The sequence below is a fragment of the Thermotoga sp. KOL6 genome (assembly GCF_002866025.1).
Lineage (GTDB): Bacteria > Thermotogota > Thermotogae > Thermotogales > Thermotogaceae > Thermotoga.
This window is the reverse complement of sequence record NZ_LNDE01000002.1, coordinates 305995-323605: the sequence shown is the minus strand read 5'-3', so window position 1 is coordinate 323605 and position 17611 is coordinate 305995. Positions and strand designations below refer to the sequence as shown.

The window sequence follows — 17611 nt, the reverse complement described above, 5'->3', positions numbered from 1 at the left end:
CCTTCTTTATGATGAATGTAGATGACATGCCACCCAATGATTCGGTGAAACTTCCTTCATAACAGGATACTCCCTTTCACATATTGGCATCTTATACGGACACCGCGGATGGAAGAAACATCCCACAGGTCTGTTTATAGGACTTGGAACACCACCTTTCAATATGATGCGTTCCCTTGCACGCTCAACTTTGGGATCGGGAATGGGGACAGCCGATAACAAGGCTTGTGTGTACGGATGAAGTGGGTTGTCAAATATTTCATCTGTATTACCCATTTCCACAATTCTTCCAAGATACATTATTCCTACCTCATGACTTATGAACCTTACAAGTCCTAGATCATGAGATATGAACAAGTAAGTAAAACCCATCTCTTCTTGAAGTTTCAAAAACAGGTTGATAACCTGCGCTTGAACGGACACATCTAGAGAAGCTGTCGGTTCGTCGAGTATCACGATCTCAGGATTTATGGAAATTGCCCTGGCTATGGCGATTCTCTGCCTTTGCCCACCGCTGAATTGGTGCGGATATCTTTCCAAATGATACTCTTTAAGGCCCACACTGAGAAGAAGGTTTTTTGCAATATCCATCGCCTCTTGAGAGGTTTTTGCTAACCCGTGAAACAGAATAGGCTCTGTCAAAATGTCTCCAACTGTCATTCTCGGATTCAAAGAACTCATTGGATCCTGGAAAACTATCTGTATTTTTCTTCTGAAGTTCATTCTCTTTTTCTCAATATCTGAAAGGATCAGACGGTAGAATTTATTTTCATCCCCGTCAGCTTTTTTAAAGAAAATTTCCGCGTATTTTTTGTCAACACCGTCCAAAGTATTCAAAATTTGGTCAGATGAGAGATTCTTTTTCATCTCGTTGAATATATCAACATAGGTCAGCTTTAAATAAGAAACAGCGTGCTTTTCTTTCATAAAGTAGTACGTGGTATCGTCACCGTCCACAACAATACGACCAGCGGTAGGATTTGTGAGGCGAAGTACCGTTTTCGCGGTTGTAGTCTTTCCACAACCAGATTCACCAACTAGAGCGAAGGTTTTCCCCTTCTCCACTGAGAAAGATATGTCGTCGACCGCTTTTACATAGCCAACGATTTTTTTTACGAGGAATCCTTTTCTGATAGGAAAATATTTCTTCAAACTCAGAACTTCCAGTGTTTTCATCGTAAACAACTCCTTTTCATACAATGAGTGTGTATCCCAATTTATCTACAACAGCTTTTATCTGTTCTTTTGACACCTTTTCATCGTCATACTCAACTCCAATAACTTCTGCATCCATTTCATAATCCACTTTATAAACTCCATCGAGTTTTTCAACTGTGGATTTTACCTTTTTGTAATCTTCCTCCGTTTTGGCATCTTTCAGCATGAAGTAATTCAACCTTTTCAACTCCCATACCTCCCTTCTAAGCGCATCTTCTCCTCTATTAATCTCCCATTTTTAGCTTCCCAAAAAGTGATCTTCTTCTTTCCAGGAAACTGAATGTATCTGACCTTCACCTTCCCCTTTGCAGTTCCTATCCATGCACCTTCCCTATCAATATAGTGTATCAAACCAGGTTCATCATCCGAACTATCTAACGATATCACACCAAATAATTTTACCTCATCATTTCCCAAAAAAACTCGGGCACCGGGTTTAGAATCATAAGCTCTTATTTTGTTTTTGACCGTTTCCGCATCTTTCGAAAAGTCGACAAAAAGATCTTCCTTTTTTATGATCGGTGCGTAGGTAGCTTGTGAATGATCCTGTTCTCTCAATTCTATTTTCCCTTTTTTCAACTTCTCAAAAAATTCGAGTACCATCTTTTTTGAAAGTTCGATCAACTTTCTCTCCAAGTGATCGAACGTTTCGAAAGGATCTATATCAACTTCTTCTTGTAACGCTATGGGACCTGCATCCAACTCTTTAACCATTCTGTATATCGTGACACCGGTTTTCTTCTCGCCGTTCTCAAGTGCCCTTTGTATGGGAGAAGCTCCTCTGTACTTCGGCAAAAGAGAAGGATGAACATTGTAGCAACCGTACTTCGGAAGAGAAAGAACCTTCTTACCCAAGATCTTTCCATAAGAGACAACCAAGATTACATCTGGAACCACAACTTGAAGAAAATCGAGAGCCTCCTTTTTGTTAATAGATTCCGGTTGTATGCAAGGAATCTTGTATTCCTCTGCCACAATTTTAACGGGAGTTGGTAACATCTTTCTACCTCTTCCCCGTGGTTTATCAGGCTGTGTCACTACTCCTACAATGTTGATACCGTTTCTCACCATGTGCTCTAGAATTTCGCCAGCGAATTCCGGTGTACCAACGAAGACTACTTTCAATCTGTCACCTTCCCCTTCACCATTTCTAAGGTTTTTCTGTCTGCTTTGACAGTGATCAATACGTAATCATCTTTGTAATCTTCACTTAGTATCTCCAACTTATCCCGTAAAGCATAGATTTGACCAATTTTTTCTACGGGAACTTTCAAAGTCTCTTGAATTTCTTTCCGAGCCAAAACTTTTTCTATCTTCTCCAAGAGAGTCTCCAATCCTTCTCTCTTTAAAGCTGAAACAAAAAGGGCATCTGGGTATTTTTGATTTAAAACTCTCAATCTCTCTTCCGGACAGAGATCAATCTTGTTGAACACAAGAATTCTAGGGATTCTATCAGCTCCAATTTCCTCCAACACCTTTTCAGAAGCAGTCTTTTTCTCTTCAACATAGGGATCAGATGCATCCAAAAGATGTACAATAACATCCGAAAACTTTATTTCTTCGAGGGTAGCTTTGAAAGCACTTACAATGGTGTGAGGAAGCTTTCTTATGAAACCAACTGTATCACTTACCAAAATGACCCTTCCGTTTCTCAATTTCAAACGTCTTGTCACCGGTTCGAGTGTGGCAAAAAGCTTATCAGCGATATAAACATCACTTTCCGTAAGGGCTTTAAGAAGCGTTGATTTCCCAGCATTAGTGTATCCCACTATAGATACGTGTGGAATTTTCTTTTCGAGTCTTTGTTTTCTCTGAACAGCTCTTTCATGTTCGATTTCTTTCAATTTTCTTTTCAATTGAGAAATGCGATTCTTTATGTGTCTTCTCAGGACTTCGAGCAACGGTTCACCAGGTCCTCTGGTACCTATTCCACCTCCGAGTCTCGAGAGCTCTTCCCCCTTGCCTACCAACCTGGGTAGTTCGTAAAGTAGACTAGCCATTTCCACTTGAAGTTTACCTTCCTCACTGGTGGCATGACGAGCGAATATTTCTAGAATCACCTGTGTCCTATCGAGAACTTCCACATCAAGAAATTCTCTCATATTTTTCGATTGAACAGGTGATATTTCATCATCTACTACCACAAGATCCGCTTCGCAGAATTCTATCATTTCTTTCAACTTTTCCAGTTTTCCTTTCCCCAGATACGTTGTAGGATCTGGCTTGGTCCTCTTTTGCCAAAGCCATTCAACAACATCGACCCTCAACGTTTCACACAACCCTTTCATTTCTTCGAGGGATTCTCTTATCTTTTCTTCGTCCCTTCCCACAGCTACTATGATAGCTTTTTTTCCCTCAAGATCCCTGATCTTCAGTGGTCCCAGCCTCCTGTTCAGCTTCCTGCTTTTTCGGCATCAACAGAACATAAGAGGATGGAATGATAGTACTGATCGCATGTTTGTAAATTAGACTCTGTTGATTCCCGCTCTCTAGAAGAACCGTGTAACTGTCAAAAGATCTGATAAACCCTTTGGTCTGAAAACCGTTAACCAGGTATACCTTCACTTCGATTTTGTTGACTCTAAGGTGATTCAGAAATCTGTCCTGAAGGTTGAACTTTTCGGCCAAGATAAACTCCCCCCTCAACACATGTTCAAATATAGATTATACCGAAAAATTCCTGACTATCAGGTTTTTGAGTTCTTTTTTCACGTCTTTTTTGTCCATGAGAGTAAGGTTGTACCACACTGCATCCTCGTACCTTTTGAACCAGATGATTTGTCTGCGTGCGAAATGTCTCGTGTTCCGCTTAATCAAATGAACCATCCTGTCAAAATCGTATTTTCCTTCTAAATAATCGATCACTTCTTTGTATCCAATGGTCTTCATAGAGTTGAGATCCTTGGAGTATCCCATGTTTAGAAGTCTTTTCACTTCGTCAACAAGACCCATCTCAATCATTTTGTCCACTCTTTTGTTTATTCTGTTGTAAAGATCGTATCTTTCCCTTGTCAAGACCACTATAAAAAACCTATCGTCACCCTTCGTTTTCTTTTGAAGTTCGGAAATTCTTCTTCCTGTTTTCATATAAACTTCCAGAGCCCTGATGGTTCTTTTCAAATCGTTCGGATGAATACGAGTAGCAGCCTCCGGATCGAACTCTTCTAACATCTTCCTGAGAATCCCGGGCTCTTTCCTTTCAAGTTCTCTGAGTTCCCTTCTCACATTCTCATCAGCAGGAACACCTTCGAATATACCCCTCACCAACGCATCCGCATAAAGTCCCGTACCACCAACATAAACAGGTATTTTCCCTTTTCTAAGAATATCTTCCATCACTTTGAGAGAATCTTTCCTGTACAGAAAAGCGTTGTAGTACTCATCTGGATCTAGGATGTCTATCATATAATGGGGAACTTTTCTTCTTTGTTCAGGAGTTGGTTTAGCGGTTCCTATATCCATGTAACGATAGATCTGCCTGGAATCCATCGATATGATTTCAGCTCCTAATTCTTCGCACACCTCGACCATAATATCTGTTTTCCCCACAGCCGTTGGACCACCAACTATGGCTATTTTCATCGTTTGTAGATCACCCCGTAGACCACTCCGCTCTTTTTCGAACCCTTCAATTCATCCACTTTTATTCTTTTGAACAAAGAGTCTTTTACGTGACTTTTCAAGATGACTTTTTTTCTAGCGATTCTGAGCATTTCTCTCACATCTTCCTCGTCCACCGTGTCGTACACAGCGAAAGGTCTCAAAGGATTCATTGCAGAAGATTCATAAACAGGATTCTCGAACATAGGATCGCAGTATACGACATCAAAAGATTCAGCCGGCTGTTTTCTTATGTAATCTTTGAAATTAGCATAATACAGTTCTATCCTTTTCAAAGCTTCTTTCAACCACTTCACGTCTGTTTCGAAATGCTCTATTCCGTACTTCACGACGGTGTATATATGAATCGACCCTTCGAGTCCAACAACCTTCCCCTCTGGAAGAAAGGCTGCCATCAAAATCGCTTCACCACCAAGTCCAAATGTTGTATCCAAAACTATCTCGTTGCCTTTCGGTTGAAGAACCTCTATCAAATAATCCTTTTGGCCACTTTTTATGTTTCTCATCCGGAGAACTGCGGAAGACGGATGAAAAAAAAACTCCCCTCCCGGCCATTTTATAGAAAGCCTGTTCCTCTCTACAACATAGTAAAAATCCACATTCGTTTCTTTCAATCTTTTTCGGGGAACATAGATGGTTCCTAGACTCTCAGCGAGTTCCTGGGCCTTCATTATCTGCTCCTTGTCTGGTTTGTGAGAAGTCGTTACTACGAAGTTTTTCATTCTCTATCACCTCTAAAAGCTTCTGGTTGAGGAGCTTCTGATGCTCGATTTTTTCTTTTAAATCTTCGTATTTCTCCAAAAGTTGTCGATGTTCTGTTTCAACTAATCGATAGTTGTGATAGCTTACAATGAAAACAAAAACCATGAAGAAAAGAAGCGTCAAAAGGCCGAGATTAATCTTCAAAGACCGTCTTCTTTTAGGTTTCAACTTAAAACGCGATCTCGTAGTTATCCCTCCCCTCCTTTACGATAAGGGAAGTGCTTTCTTCATCGAAAAACACGTTCACTTCGTATTCTCCTTTTGGTCTTGGTAAATAGAACAGAAAGCTCTTTCCATAAACAGGTACACTCATTTCGTGATCCTCGAACTTCAATGTTACAACACTGCCTTCCTGCGTGAGTTCACCCCGGACCAGAACAGGATTTTCTAAAACAAATACTCTCTTTTCTTTCAAATCCAAAAGAAGGTAAGCTGTTTCATTGACCAACGAATCTGTAGCAAAATTGGAAACGTCATGATAGAGGACCACCGGAGTCGCTGAAAACGAGAGAATGATATCAGTGGATGCTGTCGTTATCGTTGCATTGACCATCAAGTTCATCTCAAACAAATTGAACGGAGTGTCCACGGTTGTGAAATAACTCCCCTCACCGAAAAGAACCTCTCCTAGGCGGTATTTCTTATTGTCCAATTCAAACTCGCTATGCTCACTATCCACATCCTCGGTTGTTCCGATGTGAAAGATGTACACATAAAGATCTGCCTTGGTGGGACCTAGAAATCCACATCCCGAGACGAACAAAAATGCCAAAATAATGAAAAAAAGAGTTCTCACCCACGAACACCTCACAAGATATAGGAGCTCAAATCCTCGTCTTGAACGATCTTCTCTAATCTCTTTCTTACGTACTCAGCGTCTATGATCACCTTTTTCTCCGGAAGATCCGGTGCTTCGAAGGATATTTCTTCCAGTACCTTTTCCGCAACTGTGTAAAGTCTTCTTGCTCCTATGTTCTCGAGTCTTTGATTCAGCTGGTACGCTATCCTAGCCATTTCCTTTATTCCGTTCTCTGTGAAAACAAGCTCTACCCCTTCAGTCGAAAGAAGTGCCTGGTACTGTTTTATTATGGCGTTCTCTGGTTCCTTCAATATTCTCACAAAATCTTCTTCAGTGAGTGGCGAGAGCTCCACACGTATAGGAAACCTTCCCTGCAGTTCTGGTATCAAGTCAGAAGGCCTAGATACGTGAAAAGCCCCGGCTGCTATGAAAAGGATGTAATCCGTCCTTACGGGGCCGTATTTCGTCATGATCGTGGTTCCTTCCACTATTGGAAGCAAGTCACGTTGTACTCCTTGCCTGGAAACATCTGGACCGGAAGTACTTTCTTTTCCCGTTATCTTATCGATTTCGTCTATGAATATGATTCCTCTGTTTTGTGCCCTATCCAATGCCTCTTGGATCACTTTGTCCATATCGATCAACTTTTCCGCTTCCATTGGAAGCAACATTTTTCTTGCTTCTGAAACTTTCATCCTTCTTTTCTTTTTCTTCTTCGGTAAGAGCCCACTAAACATGTTCGAAATCTCTATTCCTAAATCCTCCATTCCCGGCCCAAACATTCCTATAAGGGGAGGGGCTGCTTCTTCGATCTCGATTTCTATTTCTTCGTCTTCCAATTCTCCTTTTCTAAGTCTTTCTCTCATCTCCTCTCTTTTCGCTCTGAACCTGCGTCTGTCTTCGGGTGTTAACTGTTGCTGCTGGCCTCCCGTTATCAGATTGATAAAAGGATTGGTAACGGTGGGTACCACTCTCGATTCCGGTACGAGCGCATCCAATATTCTCTCTTCAACGAGTTCTTGTGCCCTCTCTTCCACTTCCTTTATTTTCTCCTGTTTCACCATGTTAACACTGATCTCAACCAGATCTCTTATCATGGAGTCAACATTCTTTCCAACGTATCCAACCTCTGTGAATCTCGTGGCTTCTACTTTTAGAAAAGGCGAACCAGAGAGCTGTGCGAGTCTCCTTGCTATTTCCGTTTTTCCAACACCTGTTGGTCCAATCATAAGTATGTTCTTGGGCAAAACTTCCTTTCTCCACTCCTCTGGAAGTTTCTGCCTTCTGATTCTGTTTCGAACAGCTATCGCAACGGCTTTTTTCGCCTCTTGTTGGCCAATAATGTATTTATCGAGCTCTTGTACAATTTCTCTCGGTGTCATTTCATCAAAACTCTTCATGAACAACACACCTCCTAAACTTCTTCGATCACCACGTTTTGGTTCGTGTAAATGCAAATTTCCCCTGCTATCTTCATAGCTTCTTCCACTATTTCTCTTGCCGAAAGATCGGTGTTTCTGAGCAAGGCCTTCGCGGCAGCGAGTGCGTAAGGTCCTCCAGAACCTATAGCAGCCGCATCATCGTCGGGCTGTATCACCTCACCATTTCCAGAAATAATGAATATGTTTTCCTTGTCAGCCACCAACAATAAAGCTTCCAGTCTCCTCAGAACTCTGTCGGTTCTCCAGTCTTTGGCAAGTTCTACCGCAGCCTTTGTGAGATTTCCTCCCCATTCCCTTAGTTTTGCTTCGAATCTATCGAAAAGCGTCATGGCATCCGCCACAGATCCCGCAAAACCGGCGAGTACCCTCCCCTCACCGAGCTTTCTCACTTTTCTTGCGTTTCCCTTAAGAACCGTGGTGCCAAAAGTAACCTGTCCATCGCCGCCCATCACAGTTTTCCCATTTCTTCTTACAACAAGGATAGTTGTTCCATGGAATTTCATGATTTAACACCTCCTCAGATTATTTTAACTCAACTTCGTGATTAAAGGAAATGATATCATTTCAAATAAGGAGGTGCGAAATTGAGAAAGGTAGGAGTGGCATTGAGTGGAGGAGTAGACAGCGCAGTGGCTTTGTATCTGCTTTTGAGAAAGGGATACAAAGTCAAAGCATTCCACATGAAAACGAAAGAAGATGAGTTCTTCATCAAAAAAGAAGTGAAGAAAAAGGTGTGCTGTAGCCCATCCGATACAGCAGATGCTGTTAAGATAGCTAGATCTTTGGGTGTGGAAATGGAGATCGTTGACGTTAGAGATATCTTCAGAGAAAAAGTCATAGAACCTTTCAAAAGAGATCTTCTTAGAGGTCTCACACCGAATCCATGTGTTCATTGCAACCGATACGTAAAATTCGGTTATTTCATGGATTATGTTCTCTCGAAAGGATTCGATCTTTTCGCGAGTGGACACTATGCAAGAATTGAATACAGCGATAAGTATGGAAAAAACGTTGTCAAAAAAGGAATAGATCGCAAGAAAGATCAATCATACTTTCTTGCAAGAATAGAACCATGGAGAATTGAAAAACTTCTGTTTCCAAACGGTGTCTACACGAAAGAAGAGATAAGGCGAATTGCAGAAGAGGCAGGAATACACGTCGCAAAAAAACAAGAAAGTCAGGATGTTTGTTTCATACCCGATGGAAGCCTGGAGAGTTTCTTGAAGGACGAAGGAGTAAATCTTAAAGAAGGAGAGGTAGTTACAACGAAAGGGGAGAGAGTAGGAACTCATTTTGGATATCCTCTGTACACCATCGGTCAGAGAAAAGGTATGAAAATATCGAAATTTGGAAGAAGATTTTATGTACGCAACAAGGTTCCTGAGAAAAATTTGGTGGTTGTTTCCGATCTCGAAGAGGTTTTCTTTTCCGGATTGATAGCAGAGAATCCCGTGTGGCATGTTGACGTACCAAAAGAATTCAAATGCGTGTGTAGGGTGAGAAAAAAATCCGAAGAGGCTCCTGCAACCGTAAGACTCAAGGCCAACATGATAGAGGTTATTTTTGAGAAGAAAGTTTTCGCTGTGACTCCCGGACAAATAGCTGCTTTCTACAATGGAGATATTCTATTGGGAGGAGCGATCATAAAGGAGGGAATACCATGAGAAGCATTGTTCAAAACAAGGTGGAAGAGTGTCTTGAAATCTTGAAATGGGACAAAACGAAATGGCCTGAATTCTGGGGTATTTTGAGAAAAAAATTTGGTCCCATCGTCCCAAACTATGAAAAAAAGCTGGAGCTTGGTGAAGAAGACATCAAGAACATCCTGTGGGAAATCGAAAGGAGAGAGTTGGACAGATTCAAATGGGAATGGCTCGACGTTTCCCGAAACAAAAAAGTGGAGTGTGCTGAAGCTCTCTCTGAAAGAGAAGAATTTTTAGAATTGAAACGAGAAGACTTCTCTGTTTTCTTGATGTCTCTCCTAGGGATTTGTGATTGGGTTGTCGTCGATGGTGAGAAAGAAAAGATTGTAGTAGTGGACGTGTTCTCTCTCTGGAGAAAAGGTTTCCTCAAAGATCTTTCCTTGGTAACTCTTCAAGCTGTTATCGGTCTTCGAAGGGGAGAAGATAAAGGAAATTACGAAGGAAAAGAAAGATACTTCGAAGTACTCATGAAAGACGTGGAAAAGATTCTGACTGAGAGCAAAGAACCTTTGAAAGAGTTGTGCAAATTCCTAAGAAACCATGTACCTTATTACGATTGGGTAGGATTTTATTTCGTAGAAGATGGAAAATTGAAGCTCGGTCCGTTTGTCGGCGAACCCACGGAACACGTCGAAATTCCCTTTGGGATCGGCATATGTGGCCAGGCAGCAGAAAGAAGAGAAACTTTCATTGTTCAGGATGTCAGTAAAGAAACGAACTATCTCTCTTGTAGTCCAAAAACAAAGGCAGAAATCGTGATACCTATCTTTAAAGATGGCGAAATAATAGGGGAGTTGGATATAGACTCCCACAGCTATTCACCGTTCTCCGAAGAAGATAGGAAATTCCTTGAGAACGTTTGTTCTCTCGTGTCAAAGGTGGTGTGAGGGCGTCCTCACACCACTCTTTTGAAGTGTTCGATGGATCTGTCCCAAGTCTTCTCCGCATCGTTTGGGAAGTAACATGCGGGAAGTTCGCCGTGTTGTCTGTGGTAGTGCATACATTCACAACATATTCCTTTCCTTGGACAACCTGGATAAGAACAGTTACAGTAGGACAGGTTTCTTTCCTTGTTTGGACACGTCTTCACATTTTCACCTCCAAATTTCTCATCATCTGATCGTCTGTGTCCAAAAAATTGTTGATTTCCTGTGACAGTTTGATAACTAGGTAAAACCAGTAAACGCCCAAGGTAAGAATCGTCAGAAGAAAGACTGAAAGAACATTCCTATCCTTTACAGTACTTTTGAACTCTGCATCGAATATCGTCCTATAAAGACGTCTTTTCAAATCTTGAAGCTTCTTGATTGTTTCAAACAGGAAATGCAAGAAAACCACGAAAAAGACGATCTGTAGTAGCGAGAAAATCCACACTTCTGGGAAAAGAAATCCAAGAAACCAAAAAACAACGAAAGTGGAATAAGACCAACCTGGAACCAGTGGTTTTTCGTTAATCACCATCGAGTATCTCCTAGCCAACTCCAATGTCTTTAAAGCATTTTCGTTCAGTAAAAAGGCCCATTGTCTGTATACGATAAGAAGAGAGAAGACTGAGACCGTCGAAAGAAAGAGAATAGCCAATCCTACTACATGGTTGGGATTTCCAACTAAGAACTCTCTATAATATTCTACCAACAAAATGCTACTCAAAACCGATAAGACAACTCCAATCCAAGCAAGATTTACGTTCACTCTTTTCAATTTCTTCCCCTCCAATGTTCCAGAAGATCGTCCCAGGCGCTATCTCTTATAAAATCAGAAAGAGCGGAAAAATCTTCCCAGTAATCGAAATTGCTGGAATCGAGGGGAAAGTATATGAGTAAATCGAAGGAATCCTCCGGTGTACCATAAACCCTAGCGGAAAATATTGCATTGTATAGATTCGTACCGTAAGAAGATAGAGTGGAGTCGGTTGAGTTCACGAACGACTCGGCGAAGCTGTCGAGTTCGACCAGTTCAATCTCTTTTCCACCGATAGATCTCCTTTTGAACTCGAAACTCCAAGGAGAAATATCATTCTCAATCATATAATCTGCTATCTTGTTCAACCAGTACATCACATCTTCGAGCTTGGAGGTGTCCCAGACACTCAAAGACACGTTAGTCCCATAAGTTTCTTTGTAGGCCTCTACCAACTTCCTCATCAAATCTCTCACACTAGAGGAATATCTCAAAGGTGCATAATCCCAACCATCAACAGGTATTTCTTCAGAAGAAGCAATGATGTACTTCGCTACATTTTTCAACTCCCAAAGTATCTCAAACGTTCCCATAATGCAAGCATCGAACCCCAAAACTGTCACAGGATGAGATTTTAAAACATCTTTTATCTCATTTATTGTCAGAAAATCACCATCGGTTTCATCGTACGCAATCCCTTTCGATGATGTTTTCGATACAGATTCACCGCGCCACCAGAAACCATGATTCCAGATGACAAGAAAAGTGTACGGTAGGCTATATTCCAACAAAAATTGTTTCAGGGCTTCAGGATCACCTGAGTTTATCTCATTGAAGGTTTTCAAAGGAACAACAATATCTTCAATTCGATACAACGTATCTGTTGATGAAGCATAATCCACCATTGCAAAAACGTTTATCCACGACAAGTTACCCTCAGCTTCCCCGAGATCTTTTTCCACATGGCTTTCGAGATTGTTATCAGCGGCGATCCAGATGAGGAAAGAGAGGGAATAATTCGGTGAGAAAAGGCATCCAAAGAGTAAAAGGAACAAGCTACCTGTTAAGATAAACAAACTTTTTGCCTTGATAGGAGTTCCTCCTTTCCATTTCTCTTTCTATCGTGTTTATAATCTCTATTTTACTCTTTCCCCAATTGCCAAAAATCGTCCCTTCTCTCGGAGGATCCGCAACGAGCCTGTGAATTACGACATTCGGCGAGAGATGCTCAAGAAAAACTATGACTCTGTTCACATATTCTTCCAAACTACAGATCTTTATCTCTCCTCTTTTATACATCTCTGCAAGCTTCGTTCCTTCAACAACGTATAGTGAATGTATTTTCACACCGTCCACATCGAGAGCGGAAAGGATCTTGGCAGTTTCTATCACATCGATCATATCATCCCAAGGAAGGTTCAGTATCACATGAACGATTAATTCTATTCTCCGACGTTTCACTCTCACGGCCGCGTCAATGAATTCTGCTAAAGTGTGGCCCCTATTTATTTTTTCGAGTGTTTTGTAATTTGCCGTTTGCAATCCCAATTCAATAGAAACATCTACTCTCTCCTTGAATTCTTCTAGGAGATCTAGAACAGATTCCGACACAAGATCTGGCCGTGTGGAAACAGAAAGCTGAACAATACTTTCATCTATTAAAGCTTCCTCGTATTTCTTCCTCAATTCTTCAACGGGTGCGTAAGTATTGCTGAACGCTTGAAAGTAAGCTATAAACTTTTTGATCCCACGTTTTTCATATTTTTCTTTTAATCTCACCACTTGCTCTCGTATTGGAAGTTTCATAAGAGTGGTGAATCCGCTTCCCGTGGCATCACAGTAAATACAACCGCCCTTTCCTTTCGTCCCGTCCCTGTTTGGACAAGAAAAACCACCGAATATGACTATTCTTTGAACTCTTTCTCCGTATTTTTCTTTCAAGTATTCGCTCAATTTTCTGTAACGCACAATTCTTCCCTCCTCAGTTCTATGATACAATAATTCAAAGAAAACTCGCTTTTAAGGAGGAGATGCACCTTGCGAATGAAACAGCTGTACGCTCCTACTCTAAAAGAAACGCCATCGGATGTTGAAACGGTGAGTCATGAATATCTCCTTCGCGGTGGATTTATTAGAAAAGTGGCTGCAGGCATCTACACTTACCTTCCCCTTGGAAGGAGAGTCCTTCTTAAAATAGAAAATATTGTTCGTGAAGAGATGAACCGCATAGGCGCCCAAGAGATCTTGATGCCCATCCTTCAACCCGCGGAACTTTGGAAAAAATCAGGAAGATGGGACGATTATGGTCCCGAGATGATGAAACTCAAAGATAGACATGGACGAGACTTCACTCTAGGACCCACACACGAAGAGATAGTCACAGATCTCGTGAAAAACGAATTGAGATCATACAGACAGCTTCCTTTGGTTGTTTATCAAATAGCGAATAAGTACAGAGACGAAATAAGGCCTCGATTCGGTCTTTTGAGAGCGAGAGAATTCGTGATGAAAGATGCTTACAGCTTTCATCAGGATTGGAAATCTTTGGACGAAACTTACGAACTTTTCAAAGAGGCGTACTCCCGAATTATGGAAAGACTCAATGTGAAATACATGGTGATTGAAGCAGAAACAGGCGCAATCGGTGGAAACGCCTCCCACGAATTCGTTGTGCCGGCAAAGATCGGTGAGACGAACGTTCTCTACTGTGAAAAATGTGGCTATCAAGCGAGTGATGAAAAGGCAGAATACAAAGGATCGTATCCACAGGAGGATGAACCTGAAAAACCTCTGGAAAAAGTCCCCACCCCCAACGTCAGAACGATAGAAGAAGTTTCAAAGTTTCTTGGAGTTTCTCCTAGAAAGATAGTAAAATCGCTTCTTTTCAAAGGAAGAGACGGGTATGTAATGGTTCTCATAAGAGGAGATTTAGAGCTCAACGAAGCGAAACTCAAAGCACATTTGAAAGATCAATCGTTGAGACTCGCCACTCCCGAGGAGGTGCTCGAAGATTTTGGTGTACCGATTGGATTCATTGGACCAGTCGGTGTAGACGTCAAGAAAGTTGCTGATTACAGTATCAAGGGTTTGAAAAATTTCGTGGTAGGTGGGATGGAAGAAGATACACACTATGTCAATGCGAATCATTCAAGGGATTTCAAAGTAGACGAATGGTATGATCTAAGGACTGTTGTCGAGGGAGATCCTTGTCCTGTCTGTGGTACGCCCCTTAAGGCAACAAAAGGAATCGAACTGGGGCATATTTTCAAGCTGGGAACAAAGTACTCTGAAGCTATGAAGGCTTACTTCACGGATGAAAACGGTGAATTGAAACCTTTCATCATGGGGTGCTACGGCTGGGGTGTATCCCGAACGATGGCCGCGGTTGTAGAACATTTTCACGATGAAAACGGCATGATATGGCCACTCTCGGTAGCACCTTACACAGTCATTATCGATATTTTGAACATGAACGATCCAGAACAAAAGCAAGTTGGTGAGGAGCTGTACCGTCTGCTTCTCGATAGAGGTGAAGAAGTTGTCCTCGATGACAGGGAAGTTTCTCCTGGATTCAAATTCAAGGATGCGGATTTGATAGGCTTCCCAATAAGAGTAAACGTGGGAAAGTCTCTCAAAGACGGTGTGGTCGAACTCAAGAAACGTTACTCCAAAGAATTGGTGAGAGTGAAGATAGACAACGGCTACAGTCTATTTCTTGAGATTTTGGAAAAGATGAAGAAAGAATACGATCCTAAGGAGGCAAACGAATGAACTACAGTAAGCTATCATCGGCCACCATTCAGGGAATAGAAGCGATGAAGATAGATGTAGAAGTAGATTTCGACAATAGAAGTGTTTTCAACGATATAGATGTAGTAGGGCTCGGAGACACCGCGGTGAAAGAAAGCAGAAAACGGGTGAAGAGTGCTATATTGAACAGCGGATTTTCTTTGCCACACGGGAAATTCGTCGTTAATCTAGCTCCTGGAGATGTGAGAAAAGAAGGCTCCATGCTCGATTTACCGATAGCACTGTGTATACTTGCCTCAACCGGGATCGTAAAGGTGAACGAAGACACTCTCGCTGTTGGAGAACTTTCGTTGAGTGGTGAAGTGAAACGCGTCAGTGGTATACTGCCGGTTCTTCTTTCCCTTTCTGAACATTTCAACGGAATGGTGATAATACCTAAAGATAACGAAGAAGAAGCCAAATGTGTAAAAGGATTGCACGTGTACGCCGTGAGAACTCTCAGAGAATGTGTGGAATTTTTGAGAGGAGATATTTCTTTAAAGAACATCGAATATTCTGGAATAAGAGCAATCGATCCCATACAAAATATCGATTTTTCCGACGTCAGAAATCATGAAATGGTGAAAAGAGCCGTCGAGATAGCAGTTGCTGGTTTCCACAACATTTTGATGATAGGAAATCCTGGATCTGGAAAAACCATGATAGCCAAAAGAATTCCCACAATCTTTCCTCCAATGACAGAAGAGGAAATCATCGAAACAAGCAAAGTGTACAGTGCTGCTGGTTACCCAGGGATCATTCGAAACCGCCCGTTTCGTTCCCCACATCACACAGCTTCTACAGTTTCTATCATCGGTGGTGGAACTTCTCCGAAACCTGGTGAGATCTCTTTAGCCCACAACGGTGTGCTGTTCCTCGACGAATTGCCAGAGTTCAAAAGGGATGTCCTCGAAGCACTAAGGCAACCTTTGGAAGAACACAGGGTCACCGTCTCGCGAGCGAAATTCACCGTCACTTACCCTGCTCGGTTCATGTTAGTGGGTGCTATGAATCCTTGTCCATGTGGAAATCTAGGAGATGAGAAACAGCCGTGTGTTTGTTCTCCTAGAGACATCCTTCGATACAAGAAGAAAATATCGGGTCCGTTGCTGGACAGAATCGATGTAGTGGTGAATGTTCCAAAGCTTTCTTTTGAAGAGATGATGAAAAAAGCTGAAGGAGAGAAAAGTTCTCGTATCAGAGGGCGTGTTATAAAAGCTAGAAACATTCAGAGAAAACGTTTCAAGGAGACGGACATCTCTTTCAACTCGCAGATGACGCACAAGATGTTGAGAAAGTACGTTCAACTTGACGCAGAAAGTGAAGAATTTCTGAAAAGGTATGTTGACAGATACGGACTATCGGGAAGAAGAATAGACAAGATTCTCAAGTTATCGAGAACAATTGCCGATCTGGAAAACTCTGAAAAAATTGAACTAAAGCATCTTGCAGAAGCTTTGCAATACAGATTCAGAGAAGATTAACTCCACCAAAATTTTCTTTCAGCTATCTCATCCATTCTTTTTCTCTCTTTCAGATTCTCCTCTGTTAAATATTCCCTGTATTTTCGTTCTTTCAACTTTTCCAAAATCTTTCGTTCTTTCATCTTTTCAAGAAGTTTTTTTCTGATTTCCTCCCGATCTCTCATGAGTTCATCCAATTCTCTTCTAAGGTCTTCAATTTTTTTCTCGTAGAAAACTATTTGAGATCTCATTTCGAGTACATCGTTTTTCGTAAGGAGGCGTTTGCGGAGAAAATTATGTTCTACGCTTTTCTTTTTTTCTGAAAGTTGATGTATAATCTTTCTAGTATTTTCTATCTTTTCAGAGATCTTTGAAAGATCATTTTTTAAAGTTTCTTCTTCTTTTATTCGAACCTCGTATATTTTTTGGAGTCTAAACCTAAACGGCACAAGAATCACCTCTAAAATATTTGATTGAATCACACAATGAGTGATAGAATTAAATAAGGCTTTAGTAACTCACAATAATATTTTATCAGAAATTCGGAGGAGAAAGTTTTGTTCACAAAAGAAGAACTCATGGAGATAGTAGCAAAAAGGGTGGAAAATTGTACAGCTTGTCCTCTGTATCTCACGAGGACCAATGTTGTTGTGGGTGAAGGAAATTTGGATACTCGAATCGTCTTCGTCGGAGAGGGACCAGGAGAAGAGGAAGACAAAACGGGAAGGCCTTTTGTTGGAAGAGCAGGTATGTTGCTCACTGAGCTTCTCCAAGAAACTGGGTTCAGGCGGGAAGATGTCTATATTTGCAATGTAGTGAAGTGTAGACCCCCTAACAATAGAACTCCCACTTCCGAGGAGAGACTAGCGTGTAAACATTTTTTGCTTGCTCAACTTGAGATCATAAATCCCGATGTGATAGTTGCTCTGGGTGCTACTGCTCTGTCTTTTTTTATTGAAGGAAAAAATGTTTCCATAACGAAAGTGAGAGGCACCCCCATTGACTGGCTGGGAGGAATAAAAGTTGTTCCGACTTTTCATCCGAGTTATCTTTTGAGGAACAGAAGCAAGGAATTACGAAAAACAGTTCTGGAAGATTTTAAGAAAGCAAAAAGTTTTATAAAGGAGGTTTGAT

The 17611-nt window shown here is 41.3% G+C and carries 21 protein-coding genes; 5 read left to right on the top strand and 16 right to left on the bottom strand.

Annotated features, from left to right (window positions below):
- Window positions 1–6: 6 nt before the first annotated feature.
- From AS005_RS05830 to hslV, 11 genes are read right to left on the bottom strand one after another with little or no spacing between them, the layout of a single operon-like run.
- A complete protein-coding gene (locus tag AS005_RS05830) occupies window positions 7–1176 on the bottom strand; it encodes an ABC transporter ATP-binding protein (RefSeq protein WP_101510751.1) in 1170 nt (389 codons plus the stop codon).
- A gap of 16 nt (window positions 1177–1192) precedes the next feature.
- Window positions 1193–1405, bottom strand: coding sequence for a heavy-metal-associated domain-containing protein (locus tag AS005_RS05825; RefSeq protein ID WP_199203861.1), 213 nt, complete (start codon window positions 1403–1405; stop codon window positions 1193–1195).
- Window positions 1402–2343 carry a methionyl-tRNA formyltransferase gene (gene fmt / locus AS005_RS05820; protein WP_101510750.1) on the bottom strand — a complete coding sequence of 314 codons (942 nt, stop codon included), beginning with the start codon at window positions 2341–2343 and terminating at the stop codon, window positions 1402–1404. The genes AS005_RS05825 and fmt overlap by 4 nt, the downstream gene beginning before the upstream one ends.
- Window positions 2340–3560 (bottom strand): GTPase HflX, encoded by a 1221-nt coding sequence (gene hflX, locus AS005_RS05815; RefSeq protein WP_101510749.1) that lies wholly within the window; start codon window positions 3558–3560, stop codon window positions 2340–2342. The genes fmt and hflX overlap by 4 nt, the downstream gene beginning before the upstream one ends.
- 13 nt (window positions 3561–3573) lie before the next feature.
- Window positions 3574–3846: an RNA chaperone Hfq gene (gene hfq / locus AS005_RS05810; protein ID WP_101510748.1), complete on the bottom strand. Its 273-nt coding sequence runs from the start codon at window positions 3844–3846 to the stop codon at window positions 3574–3576.
- A gap of 36 nt (window positions 3847–3882) precedes the next feature.
- Window positions 3883–4800, bottom strand: a complete 918-nt coding sequence (gene miaA, locus AS005_RS05805; RefSeq protein ID WP_101510747.1) for a tRNA (adenosine(37)-N6)-dimethylallyltransferase MiaA — start codon at window positions 4798–4800, stop codon at window positions 3883–3885.
- Window positions 4797–5561 (bottom strand): class I SAM-dependent methyltransferase, encoded by a 765-nt coding sequence (locus tag AS005_RS05800; RefSeq protein ID WP_101510746.1) that lies wholly within the window; start codon window positions 5559–5561, stop codon window positions 4797–4799. Before AS005_RS05800 ends, miaA begins: the two co-directional genes overlap by 4 nt.
- Entirely contained in the window at window positions 5488–5769 is a 282-nt protein-coding gene (locus AS005_RS05795; RefSeq protein ID WP_233186259.1) for a heat-shock protein Hsp70, read from the bottom strand. Before AS005_RS05795 ends, AS005_RS05800 begins: the two co-directional genes overlap by 74 nt.
- 1 nt (window position 5770) lies before the next feature.
- Complete coding sequence (locus AS005_RS05790) at window positions 5771–6397, bottom strand: hypothetical protein (protein ID WP_101510745.1); 627 nt, start codon at window positions 6395–6397, stop codon at window positions 5771–5773.
- Window positions 6398–6408: 11 nt separating this feature from the next.
- Window positions 6409–7800: an ATP-dependent protease ATPase subunit HslU gene (gene hslU / locus AS005_RS05785; RefSeq protein WP_101510744.1), complete on the bottom strand. Its 1392-nt coding sequence runs from the start codon at window positions 7798–7800 to the stop codon at window positions 6409–6411.
- A 14-nt stretch (window positions 7801–7814) separates the two neighbouring features.
- Entirely contained in the window at window positions 7815–8345 is a 531-nt protein-coding gene (gene hslV / locus AS005_RS05780; RefSeq protein ID WP_101510743.1) for an ATP-dependent protease subunit HslV, read from the bottom strand.
- 81 nt (window positions 8346–8426) lie between these two features.
- Between hslV and mnmA the strand changes: the two genes are divergently transcribed.
- Window positions 8427–9506, top strand: coding sequence for a tRNA 2-thiouridine(34) synthase MnmA (gene mnmA, locus AS005_RS05775; protein ID WP_101510742.1), 1080 nt, complete (start codon window positions 8427–8429; stop codon window positions 9504–9506).
- Window positions 9503–10432 carry a GAF domain-containing protein gene (locus tag AS005_RS05770; RefSeq protein WP_101510741.1) on the top strand — a complete coding sequence of 310 codons (930 nt, stop codon included), beginning with the start codon at window positions 9503–9505 and terminating at the stop codon, window positions 10430–10432. Before mnmA ends, AS005_RS05770 begins: the two co-directional genes overlap by 4 nt.
- An 8-nt stretch (window positions 10433–10440) precedes the next feature.
- Here AS005_RS05770 and AS005_RS05765 read toward each other — a convergent pair whose 3' ends face one another.
- The 4 genes from AS005_RS05765 to AS005_RS05750 are packed head-to-tail and all read right to left on the bottom strand — an operon-like array spanning window position 10441 to window position 13193.
- Window positions 10441–10635, bottom strand: coding sequence for a DUF6485 family protein (locus tag AS005_RS05765; RefSeq protein ID WP_101510740.1), 195 nt, complete (start codon window positions 10633–10635; stop codon window positions 10441–10443).
- Complete coding sequence (locus AS005_RS05760; RefSeq protein ID WP_233186277.1) at window positions 10632–11237, bottom strand: DUF4234 domain-containing protein; 606 nt, start codon at window positions 11235–11237, stop codon at window positions 10632–10634. The genes AS005_RS05765 and AS005_RS05760 overlap by 4 nt, the downstream gene beginning before the upstream one ends.
- A 5-nt stretch (window positions 11238–11242) precedes the next feature.
- Window positions 11243–12301, bottom strand: coding sequence for a clostripain-related cysteine peptidase (locus tag AS005_RS05755; RefSeq protein WP_101510738.1), 1059 nt, complete (start codon window positions 12299–12301; stop codon window positions 11243–11245).
- Window positions 12282–13193, bottom strand: coding sequence for a TIGR01212 family radical SAM protein (locus tag AS005_RS05750; RefSeq protein ID WP_101510737.1), 912 nt, complete (start codon window positions 13191–13193; stop codon window positions 12282–12284). Before AS005_RS05750 ends, AS005_RS05755 begins: the two co-directional genes overlap by 20 nt.
- 69 nt (window positions 13194–13262) lie before the next feature.
- Between AS005_RS05750 and AS005_RS05745 the strand changes: the two genes are divergently transcribed.
- Both AS005_RS05745 and AS005_RS05740 read left to right on the top strand, forming a co-directional pair.
- Window positions 13263–14996, top strand: coding sequence for a proline--tRNA ligase (locus AS005_RS05745; protein WP_101510736.1), 1734 nt, complete (start codon window positions 13263–13265; stop codon window positions 14994–14996).
- Entirely contained in the window at window positions 14993–16498 is a 1506-nt protein-coding gene (locus AS005_RS05740; RefSeq protein WP_101510735.1) for a YifB family Mg chelatase-like AAA ATPase, read from the top strand. The genes AS005_RS05745 and AS005_RS05740 overlap by 4 nt, the downstream gene beginning before the upstream one ends.
- Here AS005_RS05740 and fliJ read toward each other — a convergent pair.
- A complete protein-coding gene (gene fliJ / locus AS005_RS05735) occupies window positions 16495–16926 on the bottom strand; it encodes a flagellar export protein FliJ (RefSeq protein ID WP_101510734.1) in 432 nt (143 codons plus the stop codon). The genes AS005_RS05740 and fliJ overlap by 4 nt on opposite strands.
- 108 nt (window positions 16927–17034) lie before the next feature.
- Here fliJ and tmung point away from each other — a divergent pair, with 108 nt between their 5' ends.
- Window positions 17035–17610: a type-4 uracil-DNA glycosylase gene (gene tmung, locus AS005_RS05730; protein WP_101510733.1), complete on the top strand. Its 576-nt coding sequence runs from the start codon at window positions 17035–17037 to the stop codon at window positions 17608–17610.
- Window position 17611 lies beyond the last annotated feature (1 nt).